Source organism: Pseudoalteromonas sp. NFXS53, assembly GCF_056629255.1.
This window is the reverse complement of record NZ_JBWVBR010000001.1, coordinates 598,960-623,783: the sequence shown is the minus strand read 5'-3', so window position 1 is coordinate 623,783 and position 24,824 is coordinate 598,960. Positions and strand designations below refer to the sequence as shown.

Sequence of the window (24,824 nt, the reverse complement as noted above, 5' to 3'; positions counted from 1 at the left end):
ATTAACCTCTAGTCTCAGGGTGCGCAATAAACGGGATACGTTTGGCAAACAATTTAGCAGCTTGCCAATAAATACCAGCAACCACTTTAATTGGCATTAGTGGTGCCGACAGCCACGCTTTGAACAAACTGCTTTTTGTTATTTCACGCTTTTTCATCGCAAGCGTGGCATCAAATTGCTTATGGTCTTTGTGATTTTCAATATGAACCAAAACCTGCTCTGCTGGCGGCTTTACCCGCCAATGATATTGCATGTCTAAGTCCATAAATGGAGACACATGAAAGTCTTTTTGAGTTTTCATATCGCCTTGTAAATCGACCAAATAGTAATGACGCTCAAGCCAAGGTGTGTTACTTACCTCAACCAGCATGTAGCGACACTCACCGTCATTTTGATAACAAAAATAGAAGTTTGCTGGGCTAAAATAAAAACCGAAGCATCGGCACTGGCCCATTAACGTGACTTTTTCGCCATCCCATTTCCCACCCAATTGGGAAACTTTACTTGCTATACGTTGTTTTAAATTACCCGGTTCATTTTTTACATAATCAGCTTGAAAAAAACTCATAGGCGCAAACTTTTTCAAGCTAAATACTGAATGAGCTGCAGCTAATTCTTCAACTTCATCTAAATCTAGCGCGAGTTGCGTCATGGTATAGTTAAACTCATGACTTTTAGGACTAAAACGTCTGTGTCTAACTTGGCCCTGATAAATCGCGCTATTCATAACTACAGCTCACACTCAAATCGCTTACACACGTCTAATGCCGAACGCACGCCATCTTCATGGAAGCCGTTATACCAGTATGCGCCACAGAAGTGGGTGCGATTTTTTCCGCAGATGTCAGAGCGACGCTGTTGCGCTGCCATACTTTGCTTGTTGAACACCGGATGGTGATAGGTGAATTCTCTTAATATTTTAGATTTATCTATGATGGCCGTTTGATTCAATGTCACACAAAATGTGGTGTCGCTTTGCAAACCCTGCAATATATTCATATTGTAGGTCACCGCAGCTGGGCGCATATTGGTATTGTCTAAACGGTAGTTCCAGCTAGCCCAAGCAAGTGGACGCTTTGGTAGCATGTTGGTATCGGTATGAAGCACCACTTGGTTTTCACTGTAAGGTATAGCGCCAAGTACTTGCTGCTCTTGTTCGTTCGCATCTGCCAATAATGCAAGGGCTTGGTCTGAATGGCATGCAAACACCACTTCATCAAATAACTCTTCACTGCCATCGGCGAGCTTTACCACGACATTATCGTCGGTACGCGTTACAGAGCTTATATTGCTATTGAGACAAATCTTGTCTGCAAACTCACGCGTTAAAGGCTTCACATATTCACGAGAGCCACCTTTAATCACATGCCACTGCGGGCGGTCACTGATATTTAACAAACCATGGTTATAGAAAAACTGCACAAAGAAACGTAGCTCAAAGTCGCGCATTTCTTGCAAGCTGGTTGACCAAATGGCTGCGCCCATTGGCAAAATATAGTGTTGGCTGAAGTAGTCTGTAAAATGCTGCTCGTCTAAAAAATCGCCTAGTGTTAAATGAGGGGCAATTTGTTGAGCATGTAACGCCTTACACGCCTTGTTAAAGCGCAATATTTCTCTAATTAGCCCCCAAAATTTAGGGTTCAAAATGTTGCGCCTCTGCGCAAATAACGAATTTAAATTATTGCCATTGTACTCTAAGCCCGATTGAACATTATGGACACTAAAACTCATCTCAGTGTCTTTATAGTCAACACCAATTTGGCTAAGTAGTTTTAAAAAATTTGGATAGGTTTTGTTATTACAAACAATAAAGCCGGTATCGATAGCGTACTCTTTACCATCGACCTCGACATCAACGGTGGCCGTGTGGCCACCAATATAATCGTTCTTTTCAAATAACTTGATATCGTATTTTTTTGATAACAAGTAAGCGCAGGTTAAACCAGAAATACCACTACCTATGATGGCAACTTTCTTCATGTTTTTATCATCCTTTTAGCGAGCGGACGCCAGAGTCTAAAGGGTAAAAGAGATAAGACTTTAAGCGTCCACGTAAAGCCTTTAGGAAAATGAATATCGAATGTACTTTTGCTCATGCCTTTGAAGATGGCTTTAGCCGCATCATCGGCTTCAATAATGCCCGGCATATCGAAGTCATTTTTGTCTGTAAGCGGTGTTTTTACAAACCCTGGGTGAATAACACTAATTCCAATCTCTTGTGGCTCTAGGTCTACACTGAGGGTTTTAGCCAAATATGTAATACCCGCTTTTGATGCGCCATAGGCTTCAGCGCGCGTCAATGGCACATAGGCGGCACTTGAACTCATCAAGCCAACCTGACCACCAAACTTCATTTGCTTTAACCAAGCTTCTAAGCAATAACCTACAGCAATTAAATTGGTTTGAATGACTCTTTCAAATAATGCGCCATCGAACTGTTTAGGATTATCTATGTACTCACAAGTGCCTGCATTGAGAATTAAATGGTCAATGGCTAAGTCTTTTGGCAAAGCACTTTTAAGTGCGTTTTTGTCATTTAAATCGAAAATACACGGTGTGATGTTTGTTGATTTCTCACGTAGCACGTCTAACTTTTCTTGATTTCTTCCACACGCATATACAGCAAAACCTTGTTGTGCATATTCAAGCGCCAAGGCTTCGCCAATACCCGAAGAAGCACCTGTAATGACAACTACCTTTGATTGGGTACTCATGCTGCAGTCCTGCGTTTGATTAAGTTAATCACAGTGCCAAACACGGGCAGGTGCTGATAGATCATTTCACCTGCATCAAAATAATCGCGGTGATAAACAACCTTACCATTTTCGAATTCAAGGTAAGTGTTACCATTCACTTTAAGTGGCTGGCCCTGTTTTATCTTTTTGTGCGAAAAAGTCATCACCCAATACACGCTGGCTTTGTTGTCTTGCTCAAACGAAGTGTGAATATCAAACTGACCTTGGTTCAGATTCTCATACATATTTGCAAAATAGTCGGTAAGCGCAGGCAAACCTTCTATTCTGTGAAGCGGATCTTCAAACACAATATGGTCACTGTAGACTTCACCGAGTAATTCGAGATTCGACTTGTCTAATTGGTTATACAGCTTCAAAAAATCTGATATCAAGGCATTTTTCGACATACTTAAGATAACTCACTCTTGTAATATTCTAGTGCCTGATTTCTTGCTTCTTTTAAATCAACGATAGCATCGGGATACACATCACTTTGACCTGTTGCAAATAAATAAGCTTGCGGTGCGTGAATATGTTTGGTCGGCACATTTTCTAATTCTGGTAGATACTTACGGATAAAATCTCCGCTGGGATCAAACTTCTCACTCTGTGTGAGTGGGTTAAAGATCCTAAAATACGGCTGTGCATCACACCCTGTGCCCGCCGCCCATTGCCATCCACCATTATTAGCGGCCAAATCACCATCGATAAGATGCTGCATAAAAAACGCTTCGCCTTTGCGCCAATCCACCAGCAAATGCTTAGTTAAAAAGCTGGCAACTATCATACGTAAACGATTGTGCATCCAACCGGTTTGTTTAAGCTGTTTCATTGCAGCATCTACGATTGGGAATCCGGTTTGTGCATTACACCAAAGTTCAAATTTTGCTTGATGATCAGGCCATTTGAAGCCATGGAACTTTTCTTGAAAATCTTTGTTTTTACTTAAACTCGGGAACGAATCTAAAAGATGGCGATAAAACTCTCGCCAGATCAACTCATTCAACCAGCAAAATTGTGGCGCTTTCATATCTTCAAGCACGTTCGGAGCATGGTTGATAAGTTCAATAAAAACACGCTTTGGACTGATAGCACCGATGGCTAAATAAGGTGATAAACCGCTGGTTGCTTTTAAATCAGGTCTGTCTCTATATAACTCATAGTCATCGTGTTTTTCAGCTAAAAAGCGTGGCAATACTTGTCTTAGCGCAGTATCTGCCAACGGCCATTTAGACGACTCAACTTTAGGGTAATTGAAACTAAATTTATGCTCATCAACCTCAGCTTCAACTGCCGCTAAGTTGCCTAAATAACTTTGCTCAAACCCGCTTTGTTTAACCGCTTGCAGCCAGGCCTTTTTAAACGGCGTGTAGACCTTGAACATTTCACCCTGCTTGTTGCGCACAGAGCCTTTTGACAACATTACATCGGCTTCGAATAGGTTAAGCTCAATACGTTCAGAAACTTGTTTGTCTCTGTCTACTTCATCTATTTCTAGCTGGCTATTTGCGAACACTCGTGTAATTTGATGTTCAGAACAGAAACTCAATAACTGATCGATTTGAGCATTAAAATCACTGCCGTTTATCACAGTCAGCTCGACGCCCTGCGCGTTAAGCTGTTGCTCAAACCACGCCAAGTGACGTGCCATAAAATCGACCTGAATAGGTGCAACATTATGGCGTTGCCAAGTATGAGGAGTAGAAATGAAAATTGCCTGTTTGCATCCTTGCGCTAGGGCTTGAATTAATGCGGGGTTGTCGTCGAGTCTAAAGTCTTTCCTTATCCAATAAAGGGCACTCATTATAGGCTATACCTTAGTTTTAAATCTGCAGGGTAAGGGTTTAAGTACGCTTGCTTTGACAGATACTCGTTCGGGTAATCACGCAAGTAGTGATTAATCAAAGTCAAAGGCACAAGTAGTGGTACTAAGCCTTGACGATACGCCATGACTTGTTCTGTTAACTCTTCTTTCTTTGTTTTATCGAGTACTTTTTTGAAGTAACCCTGTAAGTGCTGCAAGGTATTCGTGTGGTTACGACGTGATGCAGGTTTTTTCAACGCGGACATCAACATCGAGATATATTGCTCAGCAAGCTCTTCCAATGGCTCTTTCGATTGCCCGAGCATGTTGCCAATTTTGCGATACATTTCGAGGTTATGACTCATCACCAAATATTTGTTTTGGCTGTGGAAATCAATCAATTTGTGTTTAGTGAGACCCGACGCCACCAGCTCTTGCCATTTCTTGTAAGTAAATACGCGCATAACAAAATTTTCACGTAACACGGCATCGTTTAAACGGCCATTTTCCTCACAAGGTAAGTTTGGGTGTGCGTCAAGAATTTGTTTGGCGAACAAGCCGATACCGTTGTGCTCACAGCCTTTACCGTGCTCGTAATAAACCTTTACACGTTCCATGCCGCAACTAGGGCTGCCTTTCATAAACACAAAACCACTCAAATGGTCAATGCGAGATGCTACTTTTTGACCGAACTCGGTCATTTTCTCAGTGACATCCATTGAGCCGTCAGGTCGAGAAACCGCAATCAAGTCATCATATTTAATTTGTCTAATAGTCGGTCTTGGAATAGGCAGACCGACCGCCACTTCAGGGCAGAACTTTTCATATTCAACATGTTTGCCTAACTGATTCATACAGAAATCAGATTTTTTATGACTCTTGTCAAAACGGACCTGATCGCCCGTTAGACAAGCACTAATACCAATTTTTATTGGCGAAGAAAATTCAGGATTAAACTCATTCATAGCTATCTCCTAGTAAATAAACTTACCTATTGGGTTAAGCAATTTGCTAAGTCCTTGAGTAAAGTGAAGCGAGTCACTAGATACAGTTAAGCACAAACACCCTTCTTTAGTAAAAGGCGTGTGGGTATTTTTACCATCAAGCCAAATGAAATCACCACGATTGTAAGTGCCCATTTCGTCTTCAAAACTGCCATCAACTAACAAAGTTATTTCAAAGCCATTGTGTGTATGATTAGGCACAGACCCTTCAGCGTCTATGTGTAACAAACTCATGCGAAGGTCGCCATCTTCAAGCTCGATACGTGAACGTGACAGTTTACCTAAGTTCATCCAGTTAGAGCGCTCTAGGTTGCACAAAACCTGGGGTAAGCAATATGGCGTATCTGCTACTTTCACTTCTTGAGGCTCTGGCTCGACAAACTCATCGATACCAGTGTCTCCTGTTACGTCATCAATAAAAGCATCAAAGTCGAACTGTATTTCTGATTCATCAAAAGCAAACGTGTCTTCTTCAAAACAGTTGTCGGCCGCTTTAGCTGTCAATTCTGTGATCTGATGTTGGCATTTAGGACACATCTCTAAGTGCGCTGCAATCATCACACTCACTGAAGCAGGTAACTCCCCAGCCACATAGCTTTCGAGCAGTTCTAATTTAGGGTGGTGCTTAATCATAGTCTGCTCCTATGTGTTGTTTGAGTTTAGTCAGTGCGAGTCTTAAACGTGATTTCACAGTACCAAGTGGAATGTTAAGCTGCTTTGATAATTGCTCTTGAGAAAGCTCTTGAAAATAAACGCCGTGAACGACTTGTTTCTGATTTTCGGGCAGCTTATTGAGGTATTGCGCAAGTTGCTTGTCCATTAAATGATCGGCAAACATGTGGTCATCACTATTTTGCGCTTCGGCCAGCGGCCAAATTTCTTCACTGATGGTGTCTTCTTGATTAGATTGAATTTTACGTAACATATCAAAACTGATATTACGCATAACCGTATAAATCCAAGTAGTCGCTGCACCTTTCTCTATGTTGTAGAGATGTGCTTTACGCCACACATTGGTCATGGTTTCTTGTAATAGCTCATTCGCCATTACAGGGTTATTGAATTGTTTGCGCCCAAAACCAATGATTTTTGGAGAAAACCATTTGAATAAGTTAGCAAAGGCACGTCTATCACGCTCTTGAGCCACGCTGATTAACCAAGATGACAACATTTTGCCATCTACTTCAGCAGGCATAGTTTGAGACTGTTTTGTTGTGCTCATCGAAGGATGGGAGTTCCTATTTTCTGTGCTCACCATGACTAAACCCGTTAATTGCATTTCGTATTACATACGTTTGAAAACAGATTCGGATCACTTAGATTAGTTAGTTTTATTAATTGTAGGACACTCTACAAATTTAACCTAACATTATGGTGTGTAAGAAGTTTTGCGCTTTATCAAAACTGTATTGATCAACAAACACTTCTTTTTGCTCCATAGAAAGCGGTAATAGTTCTAAGTAACGCGCACAGACCCAATTTGGGTTATCAAACTTTGGTAATGGGTAAAGACTTTGAATGTCTGGGTGTAAAGAGAATATCTCTTCGAGTTTATCGGCTAACGCAATGTGATTTTCACTCGTGTTAGCTTGAGCCCAGTGCGGGATAGACTCACATTTAGCAAAGCGTAAATTGTCTTCGTCAAAATAAACATCACTAAGCGTTACTAACGATTTTGCTTTTACATCAATATGCAACATGCCTTTTTCTTCAAAGAAGTCGATTATGTCAACCCAAGCTGCCCATTCAGATACTTCAAACTCGGCATCTGGCTTGTAAATGGTGAGTGCAAAGCCTTGCTCTTTGGTTGCAATAGATACCAGTTTTTTATATCTCGGCTCGAAAATACGAAGGCGTGTTACCCCTTCAGGAAGCAAAAATACAGGTAGTGGAAAAACGGGTAATTGCATAAATAAGACCTAAAAACTCTACATGGCAGTTTTTACGTCACAGCCTATAAAAAAGATCGATTAAGTTTTCACATCTTTTTTATCACTTTATTTGCTTTCATGTTTTGCCTTTTGAACAGTTCGATTCTATATATAGAATTAGCTTCCAAATACGGGATTATTTATGTCACTGCACCAACTCATCTATCTCAGCAAAGCGAGTCGACAGCTCGACAGCGTAGACTTTTTAAATCTTTTAAAAGTAGCGCGCGAAAACAACATCAATCTTCGCGTAACCGGCAGCTTGTTCTATAACGGCGGCTGGTTTTTGCAGGTTTTAGAAGGTGACTTACCTGTTATTCAAGACTTATATAGAAAAATTGAAAATGACGACAGGCACATGCAAGCCAAGGTGCTTTATCTAGAACCCGCCAAAAGCCGCACTTTCTCTCGTTGGACCATGAATATGATCAACCTTGATGAGGAGCATGATAGTAAATATCACGTTTTACGAGATTTACTCGATGCAGCAGTTAAAGGCAATATGATTGATGGCTTAAGTGCCCCAGTGAAGCTCTTAAAAGTATTTTCTGACGATAACCTGTTTGGTATTCGTTAATATCTAAATGCTAAACCAACACTGAGCAATTGCGCCTGTTTTGTCTTCGCGGTTGCTTAACGTTAGCTTTGCACCTTGTTGTTCAATCATGTTTCTACACAAGTTAAGACCAATGCCTTTACCTTGCGCTTTGGTGGTATAAAACGGCACAAACAAATTGTCGGTATTCTGAATACCCGACCCAAAGTCTTTAACTTCAACCACAACTTGTTTGCCCTGCTTGTAAGCATTTAACTCAATAAGTTGTTGCGATTTGCTCGCCTCAATGGCGTTTTTCACTAAATTAACCAGCACTTGCTCAAGCAATACTTTATCAGCAAGCACATAAAGCGCATCGCATTTAATCTCAATGGGATAATCAAACAAATTACTCACCGACTGAAATAACGGCGCGATTTCGCACTGCTCTATATGAACATCGAATTGTTTGCTTAAATTCGCATAACGATTTACAAATTGCATTAAACCATCACTGCGCTCAACAATAACTTGTAAAGCAGGATCTAAATTCGCAAAGTCATCATTGCCTTTAAGCATATCTTGTAGTGTTTGTGCTAAAGACTTAATGGGTGACAACGAATTATTGATTTCATGGCTCAATACGCGGGTCATTTTTTGCCAAGCTACTTGCTCAGTGTGATACACCACCTGCTCTATGTTAGTTAGTACCAACAACTGATAGCTTTGCTCGTGCATGGTGAATTGGCTATGACGTAACTGCCATTTTTCGATATGAGACTCATCACTTAATTGCCATTTATTGTCGGCTAACTTGAAGCCTAAATCGTCCGCGTTTGTATGCCTAAGGGCCTGCCATGGCTGCTTGCGCCAATTAGAAAAAGCCTCATTGGCATGATGTAATTTATGCTCTTTATTTAAAACCACAATGGGAGTGGCAAGCTGTTCAATGAGTCGAAGTACTAACACCGCCTGTTGGTCATATTGCGACTTTCTGCTTTGTAAGTCTGCCGACATGGTGGTGATTTCATCTGCCAACAACTTTACAGCGCCTTGATTAAATTTAGGGTTGGCGCGCAGTGAATAGTCTTCATTTCTTATCGCTTCAAGAACTGCTGAAAAACGGTAATAAGGGTTGAGCAAAGTACGCCTGACATACCAACATAGCAGCGCAAACGGGCAAAGAAATAATACCAATACGGTGCAAACTACTAAGATACTTGCCGAGCTATACCAAAGCATAAAGCCCGTTACCCCCGATAAAACCAGCAAGCAACTGCCAATAAACAGTGTCAGGATGCTTTCGATGGAGCGTAACTCTAGTTGCTCTGTGAGTTTATTTATTAGATTGAACATCTGCTGGCTCATTATTTTTTGGTTAGCAACTTACTTGGTCGACATGCCAAACTTTTCTAATCGGCGGTAAATGGCACTTTTACTTATGCCAAGTAATTCGCCTGCTTGTTCTACATTATTTTGGGTTTGCGCTAATGCCATTTTAAGGAGTTTTTTCTCAGCATCTTCGAGGGTCATTAAGGGAATGTCATCTTTTGAAGATGCATTCTTCGATGAAATATTCAGCACTTTAAATTCAAGATCTTGCACATTTATACAGTCACCTTCAGCCATTAAAACCGCTCTTGCCATCATATGACTGAGCTCTCGTACGTTACCCGGCCATGCATAATCAAGCAAAGCCTGTTCGGCTACTTTGCTCAATGGTAACGGAGTTAGTTGATATTGTTTGGCATGTAATTCAATAAAGTGCTTTGCCAACACAATGATGTCTTCGGGCCGTGCACTTAGAGGAGGAATAGTGAGCTCTATGGTGTTCAATCTAAAATATAAATCGGTTCTAAACTCACCACTTGCAAGCATGGACTCAAAGTCAGCGTTAGATGCCGCGATAATGCGACAACTCGCCTGTTGAGTCAGCGTATCACCGACTCGCTCAAACTGTTTCGACTCGAGCACTCGCAGCAGTTTAGCTTGTTGATTGGGCCCCATTGTCGCGACTTCATCTAAAAACAATGTACCATTATTGGCAAGCTCAAAGCGCCCCGCTCTATCTTGTTTAGCATCGGTAAATGCGCCTTTTTTGTGGCCAAATAACTCGCTTTCAAACAAACTTTCTGGAATGGCGCCCATGTTTACCGAAACAAACTCACCGGTGCGTGCTGAGTAAGCGTGCACATATCCTGCGATACAGCTTTTACCCGTGCCATTTTCACCACGCAAAAATATCGTCGCATCGGTTTTAGCAACACGCTCTAACTGCGCTTTTAACTTTTGCATTTGTGGGCTATGCCACAAAATAGAATTTGTATTGTGGTTTGATGAAATTTCGCTATTGCCCAACTGAGTTGGTTCTTGTTGCTCAGAAATCGCTTTTTGATGATCAATCTGTGCTAAAGCAAGGTGCTTTTTGACCATCATCACAACCGCATGATTATCCCAAGGTTTAGCAAAAAAATCTTTCGCGCCAAGTTGCATGGCTTCAACAGCCAAAGAGACACTAGACCAAGCGGTCATCGCCAGAATAGGTGAAGAGCTTATTTTTTGTTGTGTACGCAAAAACGCCAAACCTTCTTCGCCCGATGTAGTATCAAACTCAAAGTTCATATCAAGCAAAATTAAGTCAATATGATGCGAGTGTAAAACCTCGCTGGCAACAGTAGGACTCTCAGCTTCAAGCACCTCATAACCATGATTGTTTAGCAAAAAACGAAGGCTAAGCCTTACATCGGCCCTGTCTTCTACAATCAAAATATGCTGCTTTGCTGCTGGCATGCCCATACTGCTCCTTGAATGTTATTATTTTTTTAGTTATTCGCTTAAAGCGTAAGCTCTAAAACGAGTTTAACCTAGACCTCATTAAGAAGACTAGGTTAATGCTCAGCGAAGTTTCAGAAAACCCATTCAAGGTTATTCATTACGCAGCGCTTTTAAAGGATCTGAGCTCACCACAGAACGTACCGGTAAGTAGCAGGCCAATACAGAAATCGCCACCATAACCGGGATTGCCAATAATAACACTGTGAATTCTCCCGTGATTTGCATGGCCAGTAATCGCGTGCCAATTAAATAGCCTATTCCCGCTAGTACGCCGCCTAGAATCACACCAAATACAACAGGCTGCATACTTTGCTTTAATACCATTTTGATGACTTGTCCAGTATGCGCACCAAGTGATAGATGAATGCCCAGCTCGTACCGACGCATTTGTACGCTATAGCTCAACACCCCATAAATACCCGCAGCAGCCAGACTTAGCGCTAATACAATTAAACTCATTGTTAAAATCGCAACCAACTTTGAGGCTCTTAATCGAGCCGTTAGCATATTGTCTAGCGTTTCAAAGTAAGCAATACTCAGTTGCGGGTTAACCTCTTTTAGAGCTTCGAGTAATTGTGCTCTATCGACTTGGCTATTGCTTTTGAAAGTGATAGCGAAACGAGCACCAGCTGTAAACGGTAAATAATAACGCTCTTCTGCATAGCTATCACGGTTATCCGGCACATAAACATTATCAACTACGCCCACAACAGTGAGTGGCTCATTCGGTGCTGCTTGCAATGTTTTGCCAATTGCAGATTCTGACTTAAACAAACGCTCTGCGAGTGCTTTACTAATAATAATTTCTTGCGGTGCGCTGTCAGCATCTTGTAAAGCACTAAAACTGCGCCCTTCCAGCATCGGCATACCGAGTAAGGCAAAGCTGTTTTCGTCAAAGAAGCCGACACTGACAATACCTAGCATCTCATTACTTTCATCGTATAAATAATTTTCCCAACCCATTTGCAAAGGTGAAGCGCGCGTCAGAGCAACATCTTCAACTTGCGGTAACGATTTAAGCTGGCTTTTGACTTGTTGCGCAACATCATGAAAACCTTCATTCAAGTTACCCGTATCGACGCGAAGATAATTTACATTATTGGCATTGAACCCGACATCTTTAACCAATTTATTAATCGCAGGAGATAACACGGTTGTCGCGCCAAGTAACAAGGCTGTAGCTAGTCCAACTTGTAAGGCAACCAGAACATTTCTGGTCAGGCTAGATATCTGTGCTCCCGTACCTTTACCACTGCTTTGCAGGGTTTGATTAAGCTGTTTGTAAGGCACCTGCTGACTGGCAAGCTTCGCCATGACGATACTAATAAATACACTGACAATAACACTTGCCGAAATTGTCACAGGATCTAGGGTCAGATGCTGCATTCTAGGGAACATATACTGCAAGTCGCTGGCTAACCAGACCATTGACCAGCCGGCAATTAGCAAGCCAAAAATACAGGCAAGCATAGATAGCAGCAGCGCTTCGCTGAACATGCCTAAAAAGATATGTTGTGTTTTCGCCCCCAATGCCGCTTGAATGGCCATCACGCGCTTTTTCTGCACCGCGCGAGATAAAAATAAATTACAAATGTTAGTGACAGCAATAAATAACAAGGTAATCACACCTGCCAATAGCAACAATGCCATTTCGCCACTATCTGCGACTATTTTCTGTTTTATGGGTACGAAGCGTGCGCCAATTGCGGTATTAGCAGCGACATCATCACGACTTTGATACAACTCGTTAATTTGCTCACCAAGTGCGCTATTTGCTTGCTCAATTGATACACCATTTTTGAGAATTGCTATACCATTTACTCCACCGGTAATACTTCCCCAGCTACTAGTGCGGCTAATTTCTTGGTCAAAGCTAAACCAAGCATGCATAGAAAAATTACCAAATACTTCTGGCGCATTAAAATGACTCGCTGTTACACCGATGATCTTATATTTATCATTAGCGATAGTTGTATAAGTACCAATCACTTTTGGGTCAGCACCAAAGTGCGTTTGCCAAGCCTCAAAACTCAGTACCAAGACTCTTTGCTTATCATTAATGGTTTCTTGTTGATTAAAAGCACGACCCAAATGCATAGGCACATCAAGCATAGTAAAATACTCAGGTGTTACACGAACACCATCAAGATAAGGTGTATCGGGCAAATCTCTTAATTTTGCACTATACAAACTCATGAGTGCCATTTGTTCGATGTATTGTTCGTCTTTGTAAATATGGTACTGCGCCGACAAAATCTGAAAGCCGTATTGCGTCTCGCCATTGATGGTTTCGCTTTGGTCGGTAACGACGATTTTATCGGCGTTCGGGTATGGTAAAGGCTTAGTCAGTACTAAATAATTGATATTCAGTACCACAGCAAGCGCCGCTAATGTCACAGCTAGGGTGATGATCACCGTTAAACTAAACCCCGGTAATCGTAATAAACTGCTGACTGCGAGTTTAAATTCTTCTTTGATGATGCTCATACCGCCAACTCCATCTTAAACTCATCGGCCATCACACCATCAAGTAAATGTAATTTGCGCTTTGCCATATCGGCATATCTTGGGTCGTGGGTTACCATACAAATGGTGGTGCCTTGTCGGTTTAGTTCAGCCAACATCATCATGACCGCATCACCATTTTTAGAATCGAGGTTACCGGTTGGTTCATCAACCAGTAAAATTGCAGGGTCGTTTACTAAGGCTCTGGCAATCGCAACGCGCTGCTGCTGACCGCCTGACAACTGATTCGGTTTATGACCCGCTCTGTGTGTCATTTCGACCTTAGCCAAGCACGCCTCTACTTTTTGCTTAACTTCTTCTTGCGATAATGCATTTTCACGATAGCGTAATGGCAGCGCTATATTGTCGAAAACAGACAATTCATCAATCAAATTAAACGACTGAAATACAAAACCAATATGCTCATTGCGCATACTCGCTCTTTGATTAACGCTAAGATTACTGACATCGTGCCCGGCTAACATATATTCACCGTCCGACGCGGTGTCTAATAATCCCAATATCGATAACAGGGTTGATTTACCACAGCCAGATGGGCCTGAAATCGACACATAATCGCCTTCATTAATTTCTAAATCAACGCCGCGCAGTGCGTGGGTTTCCATCTCGCTGGTGACAAACTTTTTCGTGATATTGGTTAGCTTTATTTTGTTATTACTCATGGTCTTTCCTTTTTATATCGCGATTGCCTGGCTTACTTCACAATGGCAATGTGGGTATGTGCTTGCCAGCGAGTCATATCGTTAAGGATAAACTGCTCGTGTGCTTGTGCGCCAGCAAGTATTTGAATTTGCTCGTCTGTTGCCGCACCAAACTGAATAGAAGTAGCAATGGCCGAGCCGTTATCGGTTAATTTAAATAAGGTAGAATTTGAAAAAGCTTTTACGTTGACGGGTTTTTTAATAAACAGAGCGTTTGCTAATTGACCCACGGCAATTGTGCCTTCGATGTTAAGCTCTGGTCGGGCGTTGTCGGTTAAGGCGCCGTTTAACGCCACTTCAACCTGAATATTGCCGTTGTTTATAACCGGGTCGATGCGGATCACTTCCCCTGAGATCTTTCCACGACGAGTATTGATGCTTACCGCTTGCGCCAGTTGAATAGACTGCATTTTTGACTGTGGCACGTTCAGCAAAGCATAAAGGTCGGTGGTACTGCCGACTAAAGCCAATTGCTCACCTAAATTCACCACTTGGCCGAGTTCTACACTAAGCGATTGCACCACACCATAAATGCCCGCTTTAACCGTTAGACTGTCGAGTTGCTGTTGTACTAAATCTAAAGCCTCTTGCTGCGCCAAAATATTTGAGTCGGCAATTTTTAAATTGGCAGCATGCAGGGCTTCAAGCTGGGTAATACGGGCGGTTTCAATTTCTAAACGTCGAGTTAACTGCCTGACCTGTAACTTAGTACGCTGGTAGTCGATATTAGAGACGATACCTTTGCTGACCAATTGACTCTGTGCGTTCGCTTCCAGTTCGGCACTTTCGAGATCAGCTTGAATGCGAGCTAACTCTGCCTGTTGAGCAAGCAATTCGCGTTTTTGGTTTATATCCGTTTGAATACGTTGATTTTGACTGTCAATGTATGCACGCTTTGCATCGCGCACCGATTGAGTAATGTTCGGATCTGAAAGTCTTAAAATAACACTCTCAGGGGTTACTTCAGCACCCGGTTTTAAAACAATTTCATCAACCGTTGCCTGACTTTTCGCGGTGAGCAAACGCGGCTTTTTCGACTTTAAACGGCCAAAGCCTGAAACTTCTAAGTTTAATGAACCCTGCTCGACCTTCGCCGACCAAATCTCGTTGGCTTTTATTTGCTGCGCATGACTTGGTTGCAAAAATAGCCAAATACATGCAGCTAGTAGCAAGCACACAAACGCTAAAATGCTTAGATGCCGTTTGATGTTTTTTTTGGGCTTTACGACCACATCCATAACTCGATCTCATACTGTTTTTAATCTTTAGTACAGTAGTTAAATCAAGTGCCATGCCAAAACATAAGAGCATGAAAAATATAGATTTTAATAAACCACTATGCAAATATAGAAATATTATTTTCGAAACCGAAAAACAATTTATCGAAATCGAAACTTCAAAATCAAAATATTCCCTTACATCTATTCACTATCAAAAGCGCTGTTTTAGATATAACTTACGAGCACAGTCTGAATTAATCATTAACAAAATATAGAGATAGCAATGTTTGAAATGTTAGTGGGTCAGGAATTCATACCAATCAGTTTAACTAAGTGGTCTATTTTGAGGCAAGAAAACCTTGTTGGTAGCAAGGCAAATATTTCGTTATTTAGTTGTTCTAAATGAGAAATCTTTAACGCAGCTATCATCAGGTTTAATCCCTCAAAATGATTAAGTGTTATTGAGGATTGGTATCAGTAATGATGAAATATATAACCAATACCGTGCTGCTATAAAGCCTATTCTAAATCGTTTTGGCGGTGAATTTGGTTATGATTTTAAAGTGTCTGAAGTACTGAAAAGCGAAGAAAACACAGAAATAAATAGAGTATTCACTATTCGTTTTTCTGATGAACAGAGTAAAGATGCGTTTTTTGATAACGATGAATACCAACTAGCAAAACAGCAGTTTTTCGAAACCTCAGTCAATCAAGTTACCATCATTGCTAGCTACACAAGATAGCTAGCAATTAGACTGTATGGCTCACTCTAACCTATTTGGCTTGTCGTAATTTGGCTGCTTCCAAACTATCTTGAATAGCCGATTCAAGCAATAACTTATCACTGCCAGGCCCGACAGTGAGTAACTTCGCCCCTGTCGTCGGCTTGCCGCGGTAAGGCCTGACATAAATTTCACCATCAGGGCAACGTTCAAAATAAGTATAACCAGGCTCAGTGCCTAAAACCGTACACCCCTTAATTCGGATCACGCTGCTTGGGATCGCATCACAGATTTCTTTAATACAAATAGGGTCTGGTAAATTAGGTAAATCAACTGAACACGAAGACCAATGTGACTTATGGTGCGCAAGCTTTTCTACACTATTACTCGATGGCAACAGCTCTGGAAGTTTATTAATTTCTAGCTCTTCACAAAGCATGATCTCAGCAGTTGGGTTAATTGCTCGAATATCGCTTTTCACTTGAGCTAAACGTGCTTCGCTTACAGAGTCAGTATGCGAGAGTGTGATCAAAGACGAGACTTGTATTTGATTCGCTTCTAGCTCGTTATGGATATCTCTTAATTGCCAATTTTTAACATCAACCACAGAAATTTGTACCGGAGGCATAAAACGCGCTTCGATGCCCACCCCAAGAAACCCCATTAAGGCACACGCATCAGTTGTGCCATTTGCTTCAATAAGTGTTATACCATTTGCTCGCTCAGGAATTCGATTAACCGACTCTCTGAGCTCGCCAATACCACTACAACAAATACAGCTACCATTCAGTGCTTTTAGACTTTTCTCATCAAGCATATCTAAAAACTGCTGCGCATCTAAATTGGCATTTTCATAATCGTTTAAAACCACAAAAGGTGACCAATTCGCTTTGCCGTATTCAGTGACCAAGCGTTTTAATAACGTGGTTTTTCCCGCCCCAAGAAAACCAACGACAACAATAATAGGTTCCACTTTCTATCCTCTCACTTGTAAGTCAACTCGACTTTAAACACGGCACCAAAAACGTGATACTATCACAAAAAAGTTTTAGATTACCCTTTTCATTAAATTCTCAAAAATTATCTCTTAAATAACATCGTTTAAAAGAAGGTAACACCTTTTAAATCCATATTCCCTCCATAATCAATTCATAATCACTTGATATAAAATACCTTCTGCAATAATGCAGAGTCATAACAACAATAAAAAATTAGATGCGTCATGGCCGGCTTTACAGGATGTTGAGCCGGTTATTTTTAACCTTTCGTTGTGTACTTTATGTTTCTTTCCACCTTTTATAAACTTTATTGCTTTCATAAACATACACCTCTCAGTTAATATGCAACTTCAATTTAGAGTTAGTGCTTAGAGTTACTGCAAGGAATATCAATGCGTCAAAGTTTAAGAAATAAAATCATCTCTGTGTGTGAGCAAAAGATAGCGAAAAAGGGAGAGACCGTCGGTGTGTCGTTTTATGCTTTTTTTGCTAATAAAAACGACGATCCAGAGCAACTGATGGAAGCGGCCACTTGGTGGATACAAACGCATCAGTTAGATCACTTCGAAAAAGCTGTCAAAGTTAAAGCAATGGTTGAGCAAGGGTTGTAGGGATATAACAATGAATAAAGCTATCATTAGACTTTTTATTTCCTTGAGCCTGCTCTCACTAATAAAGCATCTTCAATAGCTATTATGACAAAAAGCAGGCTTTCGCCTGCTTTTATAAAGTTAACAATGCCGGTTATCTCGCTCTTTATTGAAGCTCAACCCAAAATACACCAACGTCTTTTTTCACGACCTTGACTTGGCTGCCTTTGCTAAGAGGTTGTTTACTCTTAACTAACCACTCTATGCCTGAATAAGCATATTTATAACCGTTATGCTCATCAACGTCATGTTCTAAGGTGAAAGCAAGCTCTGCAAAGTCACTGTGCACATCAGTTGACTCACGACTTTCTTGCAACCTTTTAAGCGGCTTCCAAAGTAGCGCTGCCAAACCCGCAGTAATGATGGCATTCACCCAAAGGGCGGTTATCCAACTTGCATCGAGTAACCCTGCATACATCAAGGCACCACTGAACACCAATGAAAGGCCGACAAAGAACAGCACAAAAGTAGCAAAGCCAAGCACCGCCACTTCAATAATCAGTGCTATCACACCCAATATAAGGAGTGTTTGTGCAATATTTTCTGTCAAAAATTCCATAGGCTAGCCTTTTTGTTTTTGATTTAACGAGTTGATAATCGACATTCCTTGTGCAACCAAAGAGCTTGCGTCAGTGCTGCTGTCTGGTAAAAGCACAACGGATGACTCTTTAGCAATCGCTTCTTTGGCACTGATCGCCTTGGTTGCTAAATCGAGCTGAATGGCTTTTTGACCTTGCTCTGTATTTGCCGCTTCACCGACTTTTCGAAGTGCATCTGCTTGTGCTTCAGCAACGGCTAAAATTGCTTTTGCTTCACCTTCGGCCTGTAAAATTTGCTCAGCTTTATCTGCTTCAGCTGCAAGAACTTGTGCTTGCTTTTTACCTTCGGCAACATTAATGGCCGCTTGTCTATCACCTTCAGATTCTAGAATTTGCGCACGTTTCACACGTTCTGCTTTCTACCCCCACAATCCATATGTGAATTTTTACCCCCACAATTGTTTGACAAAAAAAGGTGAAATACTAAGCTTAAATTATATTACTTCAAGGAATGAACATGGAAATCATATCGTATTCATTATCTGCATTTGATTACAGAACACCTGAACTTGCTATTAGTATGGATGAATATGGCAAGCCAAGTTATTCAATAAAGGGATATGTTGGCACAGCTAGTAAGGTGCCTGACAGTTTGTTTTTATTTGAATTATATCGCTGCGAAAATACCAACAAGATCATTGAACTAAAGGGTATACAACACGTTAATGCATATCTGATGCACAGAAGTATTAATGGTTTAGCAAAAGATACAAGGCAAGCAGCAAAGGCTTTACTTTGTTATTGTGAATTCCTAAAAGATCATAACCTAAAATGGGATAGTTTTGGCCCACGAAATGCACACAAGCCTACCTATTCTTTTCGCTCCTTCCTCGTTGAGATGTATCATCAGAAACAGCTTCGTGCTAGTACTGCAAAAGCCTACATGAGGGAAGTGATCAGATTTTATAAGTTTTACTTAAACCGTCGTTCATTTGATTATCCGCCGTTTGAATGCGACATAGTGAATATAGAAGTTGAAGCGAGTCATGAAAGTATAAGCTCAGGTCGAAGAATTTTAATTCCAACAACAAATTTGAGGTTAAAAATCAATGAACCAAGGACAAGCATTCCCAATCATTTGCGTGCATTAAGTGATCAAGAATGGAAACTGGTAGACCATACCTTAAGAGTAAATAGGTGTGGTTTAAGGCTTAATCAAGGGAACTTTGTTGAGGTAGGCATAGCAATCGAATTTTCGTATTTATTTTTGCTAATGAGGTACACAGGACTGAGGCGGAAAGAAGCTCTTACAATTCCCTCTAGTTTATTTAATAAACAACCCGATGATTTAGGTTATATTGATTTACATATTACAACAGTTCTTGGAATGGATATTAAAAACAAAAAATCTAGAGATATAGAAATACCGAAAGGGTTATTAAATGACCTATACAAATACAAAACATCCGAACGCTACAAAAAAAGGCTTTTTAAATATTTAGATAAAAATCCAAATACCAATTACATACCATTATTTCTAAATCGCAATGGCGACAAAATGAATGACGGTTCCGTCAATGCTCGGTGGGGTGAAATTAGACGATATATTCAAGAGCGATACTCCTTACCTTTTGAGCACAAGCCACATAATCTTCGCGCAACATATGGAACAATGAGATTAAGAGATCTGATTACTCCTCCAAATAAGTCAGGCATCAAGCCTATCTCTACCCAAAAAGCACTTCTTCACATTCAGTTGAAGATGGGCCATGAAGATTTATCCACAACAGAGAAGTATCTGTCCCAAATAGATGGCACATTAGACGCTTATGGTTTAGCCGAAGAAGCTATTAACTTCCAAATAGATAGGGTTTAATAATGGGGATTGGTACAGGAAAAAAGCGTAGGGTAAAGTTAAAAGGGGAGTTTAAGCTGCCTGAGCAAAGCACGGTTTCCCCTCTTAAAGAAAGTGAACTGGTAATAGATTTCAAGGGATCAAAAGCCAACTTCCAAAGGTTATTATTTCTTAACGCACCTAAACTCTCAGAAATCAAAAACGCCAAAAGAGCCTCAAGAGAAAGGTGGGTACGGGAGGTATATTCAGCATTCACTATATTAGATAGCAAGACGCTTTCTGGATACGGTTATTTTCTGGAATTAGCTAGATATATTGGCTGGGTTGATGGCAGAAAAAATATTGATGTTAGCGACGGTGATTGGTTTCCGGAAGAAGCTTTAAAGGAGTACAACAAGCACATAGATAGGCTCTATCAAACAGGGACGATTGAGAGACCAACCGCTTCTACAATCAAGTGTTCGCTAAGGAAGGTACTCGAACTGCTGAATCTCACAGGAAGAGCCCGAAGATGTTTTACAGTCGTCAAGAGAGCCCAAAGTGATGGTACAGTTGGAGCTGCACCAAAAGAGTTTGCATCTGTTCTGAAAGAGTTGCTTCGCATTTATGATGTTTACAGTAAACATTACCTTGCCAATACAAGGCCTGAAATATGCCCGTGTTATGATGGCTTGGAGTTAAGCATGAAACGCAGAAAGTATTTACGGCGCTCTATGAAAGCACATCAAATTGAGAACCTATTAAATGCGTTGGCTTTACTGATATTTTCAGGTTTCACTGGCTCACCATTAACAACATGCATTTCTTTGAAACGAAGTTGCATTAGCATTTCGAGAGCGGAGAAAGGTGGTTACAAACTAACACAGATGAAACTAAGAGCATCTCACCAAGAACAGCAGATCACAATTGGTATATCAAAGCGGGCATTTGAGTTCTTCAATGGTTGGCTCGTACTTTCAGAAAGTTTAAATGAAAGCTCCGATTCTGTTTTCGCATTCAGGGGGAAGGATGGTAAATTCAAAGACAATACATTTTATCATAAAATGCCCCACATACATTTCAAAAAGCCTCTTGAAGAAAGAGGCTTCGTACCAATAAATACACGTTTTTTCCGTGCAAGTCGACAGCAATTAGTACAGCGTGCTTATGACGATGTCCGAATTACTGCCGATGCAGGTAGTCACAGTATAAAAACTGCTAAGCGCCATTATCTGAACGCAAACAAGAATTCAAGTGAGCTGAAAATTACAGCAGGCTTTCGCGTGATTGTCGATACAGCACAAGGGCGTCCAAGAAAACAGTCTATCGACGAGCACTCCCAAATAGTTGATGATATTTTTACTCATGAAGAATGGAAGCATAGAAAAGAATCCCTAACATCTATTAATACTCCGTCTGGAGTCAAATGTAAGTCTCCATTTGGAGAAAAAGCTAGTAAATCTCTTCGTCCATATAGAAGTCTTAACTCATCTAATGATGCGCCCTGTATCGATTACCTTGAATGCTTTGAATGTCCTTTTCACGCTCTGGTTGCTGATGTCGAGCAAATATGGCTTCTACTATCATTTAAGGACAGCATTATAGAAAGTTTGTCCAGGCCGTCTGCTAACTCTTCACCGACTGAGCGCCTAGACAACCTTTTAATCAAGGTTAGTAATGCCTTAGCAGCATTAAAAGAAAAAGATAAATCAACATTTAACAAGGCTGTCGATAAAAACAATAACAAACCGCACCCAGCTTATTTAAGTTCAATAGACCTATCCGATTTTGTGAGATAAACACCATGCCTGACATCAACTCAATTGAAACTTGCTTCAACATAGAATTACATCGATACTCAGACACACCAGTAACGTTTAATACAATGGGAGAACCACTATCTTTCGTTTTTGATGATGTCTGGGATTTTTCAATGACTCAGCCTCACCTTGGTACATGTGCCAAATTGAATTTCACCTCTTATGCTAGCCTAAAACAGGCGATTCAAATTGCTGTTTTTTTGATGATTCGCGATGAGTCCGAGGTAGTTCCTGTAAAGACAGCAACGCTATATGCATCTACACTCAACACTATATCCTTGATGATTGGGAGTACAGATTTCAGCCTTCTTAGTTCTGATTTTTACTTTCGAAAATTCATCAGCGAAATGTCAATAAAGGATTACTCTGTAGGCACAGTTGAAAGGTACCTTAACGTAGTCAACAAAATGCATTCAGTAGGCATCTGTGAACGATACACAAAAGACTGCAAAACGCTAGCAAAGAAAATAGGTAGGACAACAAAACAACATATTTGTTTACCTGAATTATTTGCAAGCAGATATCTTAATCGATTAATTAATTTTGTTGAAACTTATCATCCCCATAGGCACGCTATATCAGATGCATATGAGGAGAAATTCACTTATGACCAGAAACGGTTTAAAGAAGGGTATTCTCTGGATACCTTGAGGCAAAAAAAGCATTCGCGCATTATTTTAATAGGAGGAAAATCACACAAGATAAATAATTTTGCAGAACTGCATAAAATTGTTGTTTTGAATTGCATGCAATTAACGATGATGCTAACTGGAACTAGATTTCAAGAAGCTTGTAGTTTTAGAAAAGATTCATATCGCGAAAAGAAGATTAATGGCGAGGTTATACCATATCTAGAAGGTTTTACGTACAAGACAAACAGTGGGAAACCTGAAGTCTCAAATTGGATAACGCATCCTATAATCAAAAAGGCTCTCGAGTTGTCATATGACGCATCTCAGTGGTCGAGAAAGAGATGGCTTTCAGCAGGCGTAGATGCTTCAACTTGTTTTATTAAAGCAGCGGTTAGAAAACTTAACCTTAAAGAATCATCAGTGCACTATATTTATTCAGATATTTCAAAAAACAATAAAACGTTTTGTTCCAATAATACTATTTATCCATCCGCTGAAGACATATCAGAATTTGATTTGATCAACCCAACTCGAGCAGGTGAATTTACGGTCGGTGAAGCCCCAAAGTTTTCAAGCCACACCTTTAGGCGGACATTTGCTGTATTTCTTTGTCGCTCTGGTATTGGGAGCTTAATTGATGTCAAACATCAATTAAAGCATCTAAACTTAGCAATGAGCCAATGGTATACAAATAATGCCAGCTTGGCCGCAGCTCTGGACCTTAAATTTGATGAAGAATTGGCGTCTGAAGTTGAAGCTATCAATATCCATGTAACAGCTAAATTGTTATTCAATATACATAATTCAAAGACGCTCTCCGGCACCGAGGGCGAGCAGATTGCAAAGGCTAAGAAAGCTAATGGCGGTTCACCTATCTACACTTTGGAAGAGCTAGAGAAAATGGTTAAAGCTGGTGTAATTTCAGTTGTAGAGCATCCATTTTCTTACTGCTTGAACCCATCTTGTGACAGAATTTGCAATAACGAACTAAGCTCATTCACATGTTCGGACGAGGTTGTAACACATGAGAAAGCATTGGAACAGCTACCAAAGCTTGAAGAACTTAAGAAGCGTTTTAGGGAGACAAACACTGGACAATATGTGACTTATGGGCTCCTTAAAGATATCTCGATGAAAATAGAAGCTATAGAGGTTACTCTTGCTAAGCATGGCATCGAGGTGGAACCATTCAATGAACAAATTAAGGCAAAGCCATTGTTCATGACACAAAGCATTTAACACTTTCATAACAACTAAATACAGAGCAAAGTTGTAAAAATATCAGGAACTCGAGAATAAACTATGAATGTAAATGATACTGAATTACGCTTGGAAGCAGCCCTACAGAGACTCTTAAAAGGTAAACCTCTTCATACAAAGAATGATGGCAAAATTAATATTTCAAGAATTAACGATGAAGCCCAGCTTTCAAAAAGAAATATTTACTATTACAAAGACTTTCTGAAAAGAGCTAAAGCTGCTATAGAAAAACATCAAGATCAAACCACACTAGTTGCTAATGATGCTGAGAAAAAGAACATTCATAAAATTAAGCAGCTTAGAGAGCGAGTAGCTAAAGCTGAAAAGTTAAAGCTGAATTATCGAAATAGTAGGGATGAAATTAAGGCTAGCTTAGATCCACTTATTAGAGAGAATGTAAGTATGGCATTCCGTATATTAGAGCTTGAAGATGAAAATCGTAACCTTACAAAGCGTGAAGGAAAAGTTGTAGATTTAAATAACTCTAAAAGCAAAGAGTAGAATACTTGTTACATGTGTGGTTGTTAACTTACGAAATTCACACTCACCTTTTCAATATTTGGTCATCATGAAAGCTAGAATTTTGCAATGGTTAAAATATATAAGACTTTATTGTGAAAATAAAAAGTAAGCTCAGTCTGTCTGCCTTGTGGAATATTTAAAGCCCTCTTTAGAAGTGTTGGTCTAAATTTAAAGAACATTATATAGATGAACTAAAAAATCAAAGCTAAACCACTTAATCTAAAAGTGAAAAAGTACAAATAGATATTTTTAAATAGCTTAATCTCTATATCAACATCCATTGATAACTACACCATATACCTCATTTTAAAGCTCTATAATATCCTTACAGTTAATTAAATTTAAAGAATAAAATGCTGTTTCCTACATTGCGATTTCAGGCTGATACAGGAAAACCGAAAACCTCATAATGAGTTATAGTAAAAGCACTAGGTATAACTTCTGAAAGCCGTAAAAAAACAAAAAAGTTATGTTAATTAGCAACCAAAACTTTTATTACATAAGTAAATTGTTTAGGTAGTTAACATGGCGATATGGTATGAACAAAACTTATCTC

At 40.2% G+C, this 24,824-nt stretch carries 23 protein-coding genes and 1 pseudogene; 7 read left to right on the top strand and 17 right to left on the bottom strand.

The window, feature by feature from the left end; genetic code table 11:
- Nucleotide 1: 1 nt before the first annotated feature.
- The 9 genes from AC1HJP_RS02550 to AC1HJP_RS02510 all read right to left on the bottom strand — a co-directional run bounded on the left by AC1HJP_RS02550 (nucleotide 2) and on the right by AC1HJP_RS02510 (nucleotide 7,453).
- Nucleotides 2–727 (bottom strand): DUF1365 domain-containing protein, encoded by a 726-nt coding sequence (locus AC1HJP_RS02550; RefSeq protein WP_480360182.1) that lies wholly within the window; start codon nucleotides 725–727, stop codon nucleotides 2–4.
- A 2-nt stretch (nucleotides 728–729) separates the two neighbouring features.
- Complete coding sequence (locus AC1HJP_RS02545; protein ID WP_480360181.1) at nucleotides 730–1,980, bottom strand: NAD(P)/FAD-dependent oxidoreductase; 1,251 nt, start codon at nucleotides 1,978–1,980, stop codon at nucleotides 730–732.
- Nucleotides 1,977–2,714 (bottom strand): SDR family NAD(P)-dependent oxidoreductase, encoded by a 738-nt coding sequence (locus tag AC1HJP_RS02540; protein WP_480360179.1) that lies wholly within the window; start codon nucleotides 2,712–2,714, stop codon nucleotides 1,977–1,979. Before AC1HJP_RS02540 ends, AC1HJP_RS02545 begins: the two co-directional genes overlap by 4 nt.
- The gene (locus AC1HJP_RS02535) at nucleotides 2,711–3,142 is read right to left on the bottom strand and encodes a nuclear transport factor 2 family protein (protein WP_480360177.1); all 432 of its coding nucleotides are present in this window, start codon (nucleotides 3,140–3,142) and stop codon (nucleotides 2,711–2,713) included. The genes AC1HJP_RS02540 and AC1HJP_RS02535 overlap by 4 nt, the downstream gene beginning before the upstream one ends.
- Before the next feature lie 2 nt (nucleotides 3,143–3,144).
- Entirely contained in the window at nucleotides 3,145–4,539 is a 1,395-nt protein-coding gene (phrB, locus tag AC1HJP_RS02530) for a deoxyribodipyrimidine photo-lyase (protein ID WP_480360175.1), read from the bottom strand.
- Nucleotides 4,539–5,504: a YbgA family protein gene (locus AC1HJP_RS02525; RefSeq protein ID WP_480360173.1), complete on the bottom strand. Its 966-nt coding sequence runs from the start codon at nucleotides 5,502–5,504 to the stop codon at nucleotides 4,539–4,541. Before AC1HJP_RS02525 ends, phrB begins: the two co-directional genes overlap by 1 nt.
- Nucleotides 5,505–5,513: 9 nt before the next feature.
- Nucleotides 5,514–6,176, bottom strand: coding sequence for a ChrR family anti-sigma-E factor (locus AC1HJP_RS02520; protein ID WP_480360171.1), 663 nt, complete (start codon nucleotides 6,174–6,176; stop codon nucleotides 5,514–5,516).
- Nucleotides 6,169–6,765 (bottom strand): sigma-70 family RNA polymerase sigma factor, encoded by a 597-nt coding sequence (locus AC1HJP_RS02515; protein WP_421964582.1) that lies wholly within the window; start codon nucleotides 6,763–6,765, stop codon nucleotides 6,169–6,171. The genes AC1HJP_RS02520 and AC1HJP_RS02515 overlap by 8 nt, the downstream gene beginning before the upstream one ends.
- Before the next feature lie 136 nt (nucleotides 6,766–6,901).
- Nucleotides 6,902–7,453 carry an LON peptidase substrate-binding domain-containing protein gene (locus AC1HJP_RS02510; RefSeq protein WP_480360168.1) on the bottom strand — a complete coding sequence of 184 codons (552 nt, stop codon included), beginning with the start codon at nucleotides 7,451–7,453 and terminating at the stop codon, nucleotides 6,902–6,904.
- 163 nt (nucleotides 7,454–7,616) lie between these two features.
- Here AC1HJP_RS02510 and AC1HJP_RS02505 point away from each other — a divergent pair, with 163 nt between their 5' ends.
- Nucleotides 7,617–8,051 carry a BLUF domain-containing protein gene (locus tag AC1HJP_RS02505; RefSeq protein ID WP_480360166.1) on the top strand — a complete coding sequence of 145 codons (435 nt, stop codon included), beginning with the start codon at nucleotides 7,617–7,619 and terminating at the stop codon, nucleotides 8,049–8,051.
- A 3-nt stretch (nucleotides 8,052–8,054) separates the two neighbouring features.
- On the opposite strand, the gene AC1HJP_RS02500 is transcribed toward AC1HJP_RS02505, so the two are convergent.
- The 5 genes from AC1HJP_RS02500 to AC1HJP_RS02480 form a co-directional block, all read right to left on the bottom strand.
- Nucleotides 8,055–9,365: a sensor histidine kinase gene (locus AC1HJP_RS02500; protein ID WP_480360164.1), complete on the bottom strand. Its 1,311-nt coding sequence runs from the start codon at nucleotides 9,363–9,365 to the stop codon at nucleotides 8,055–8,057.
- Between the two features lie 30 nt (nucleotides 9,366–9,395).
- Nucleotides 9,396–10,799, bottom strand: coding sequence for a sigma-54-dependent transcriptional regulator (locus AC1HJP_RS02495; protein WP_480360253.1), 1,404 nt, complete (start codon nucleotides 10,797–10,799; stop codon nucleotides 9,396–9,398).
- Between the two features lie 135 nt (nucleotides 10,800–10,934).
- Nucleotides 10,935–13,331 (bottom strand): ABC transporter permease, encoded by a 2,397-nt coding sequence (locus AC1HJP_RS02490; protein WP_480360162.1) that lies wholly within the window; start codon nucleotides 13,329–13,331, stop codon nucleotides 10,935–10,937.
- Nucleotides 13,328–14,032, bottom strand: coding sequence for an ABC transporter ATP-binding protein (locus AC1HJP_RS02485; RefSeq protein ID WP_480360160.1), 705 nt, complete (start codon nucleotides 14,030–14,032; stop codon nucleotides 13,328–13,330). The genes AC1HJP_RS02490 and AC1HJP_RS02485 overlap by 4 nt, the downstream gene beginning before the upstream one ends.
- A 32-nt stretch (nucleotides 14,033–14,064) precedes the next feature.
- Nucleotides 14,065–15,309, bottom strand: a complete 1,245-nt coding sequence (locus AC1HJP_RS02480; protein WP_480360158.1) for an HlyD family secretion protein — start codon at nucleotides 15,307–15,309, stop codon at nucleotides 14,065–14,067.
- Nucleotides 15,310–15,746: 437 nt separating this feature from the next.
- Between AC1HJP_RS02480 and AC1HJP_RS02475 the strand changes: the two genes are divergently transcribed.
- Nucleotides 15,747–16,034 (top strand): DUF1330 domain-containing protein, encoded by a 288-nt coding sequence (locus AC1HJP_RS02475; protein WP_480360156.1) that lies wholly within the window; start codon nucleotides 15,747–15,749, stop codon nucleotides 16,032–16,034.
- A gap of 31 nt (nucleotides 16,035–16,065) precedes the next feature.
- Here AC1HJP_RS02475 and AC1HJP_RS02470 read toward each other — a convergent pair whose 3' ends face one another.
- Nucleotides 16,066–16,986, bottom strand: coding sequence for a GTP-binding protein (locus AC1HJP_RS02470; RefSeq protein ID WP_480360154.1), 921 nt, complete (start codon nucleotides 16,984–16,986; stop codon nucleotides 16,066–16,068).
- Between the two features lie 417 nt (nucleotides 16,987–17,403).
- Between AC1HJP_RS02470 and AC1HJP_RS02465 the strand changes: the two genes are divergently transcribed.
- Nucleotides 17,404–17,622, top strand: coding sequence for a DUF6500 family protein (locus AC1HJP_RS02465; protein WP_480360152.1), 219 nt, complete (start codon nucleotides 17,404–17,406; stop codon nucleotides 17,620–17,622).
- Nucleotides 17,623–17,767: 145 nt separating this feature from the next.
- On the opposite strand, the gene AC1HJP_RS02460 is transcribed toward AC1HJP_RS02465, so the two are convergent.
- A complete protein-coding gene (locus AC1HJP_RS02460) occupies nucleotides 17,768–18,220 on the bottom strand; it encodes an NfeD family protein (protein ID WP_480360150.1) in 453 nt (150 codons plus the stop codon).
- A gap of 3 nt (nucleotides 18,221–18,223) precedes the next feature.
- A pseudogene (locus AC1HJP_RS02455) lies at nucleotides 18,224–18,619 on the bottom strand (SPFH domain-containing protein); the annotation flags it as partial.
- Nucleotides 18,620–18,717: 98 nt separating this feature from the next.
- Here AC1HJP_RS02455 and AC1HJP_RS02450 point away from each other — a divergent pair.
- The 4 genes from AC1HJP_RS02450 (at nucleotide 18,718) to AC1HJP_RS02435 (ending at nucleotide 24,247) form a co-directional block, all read left to right on the top strand.
- The gene (locus AC1HJP_RS02450) at nucleotides 18,718–20,076 is read left to right on the top strand and encodes a tyrosine-type recombinase/integrase (protein ID WP_480360148.1); all 1,359 of its coding nucleotides are present in this window, start codon (nucleotides 18,718–18,720) and stop codon (nucleotides 20,074–20,076) included.
- 2 nt (nucleotides 20,077–20,078) lie between these two features.
- The gene (locus AC1HJP_RS02445) at nucleotides 20,079–21,833 is read left to right on the top strand and encodes a hypothetical protein (protein WP_480360146.1); all 1,755 of its coding nucleotides are present in this window, start codon (nucleotides 20,079–20,081) and stop codon (nucleotides 21,831–21,833) included.
- 5 nt (nucleotides 21,834–21,838) lie between these two features.
- Nucleotides 21,839–23,725: a site-specific integrase gene (locus AC1HJP_RS02440; protein ID WP_480360144.1), complete on the top strand. Its 1,887-nt coding sequence runs from the start codon at nucleotides 21,839–21,841 to the stop codon at nucleotides 23,723–23,725.
- 63 nt (nucleotides 23,726–23,788) lie between these two features.
- Nucleotides 23,789–24,247, top strand: a complete 459-nt coding sequence (locus tag AC1HJP_RS02435; RefSeq protein ID WP_480360142.1) for a hypothetical protein — start codon at nucleotides 23,789–23,791, stop codon at nucleotides 24,245–24,247.
- The last annotated feature ends 577 nt before the right edge of the window (nucleotides 24,248–24,824 follow it).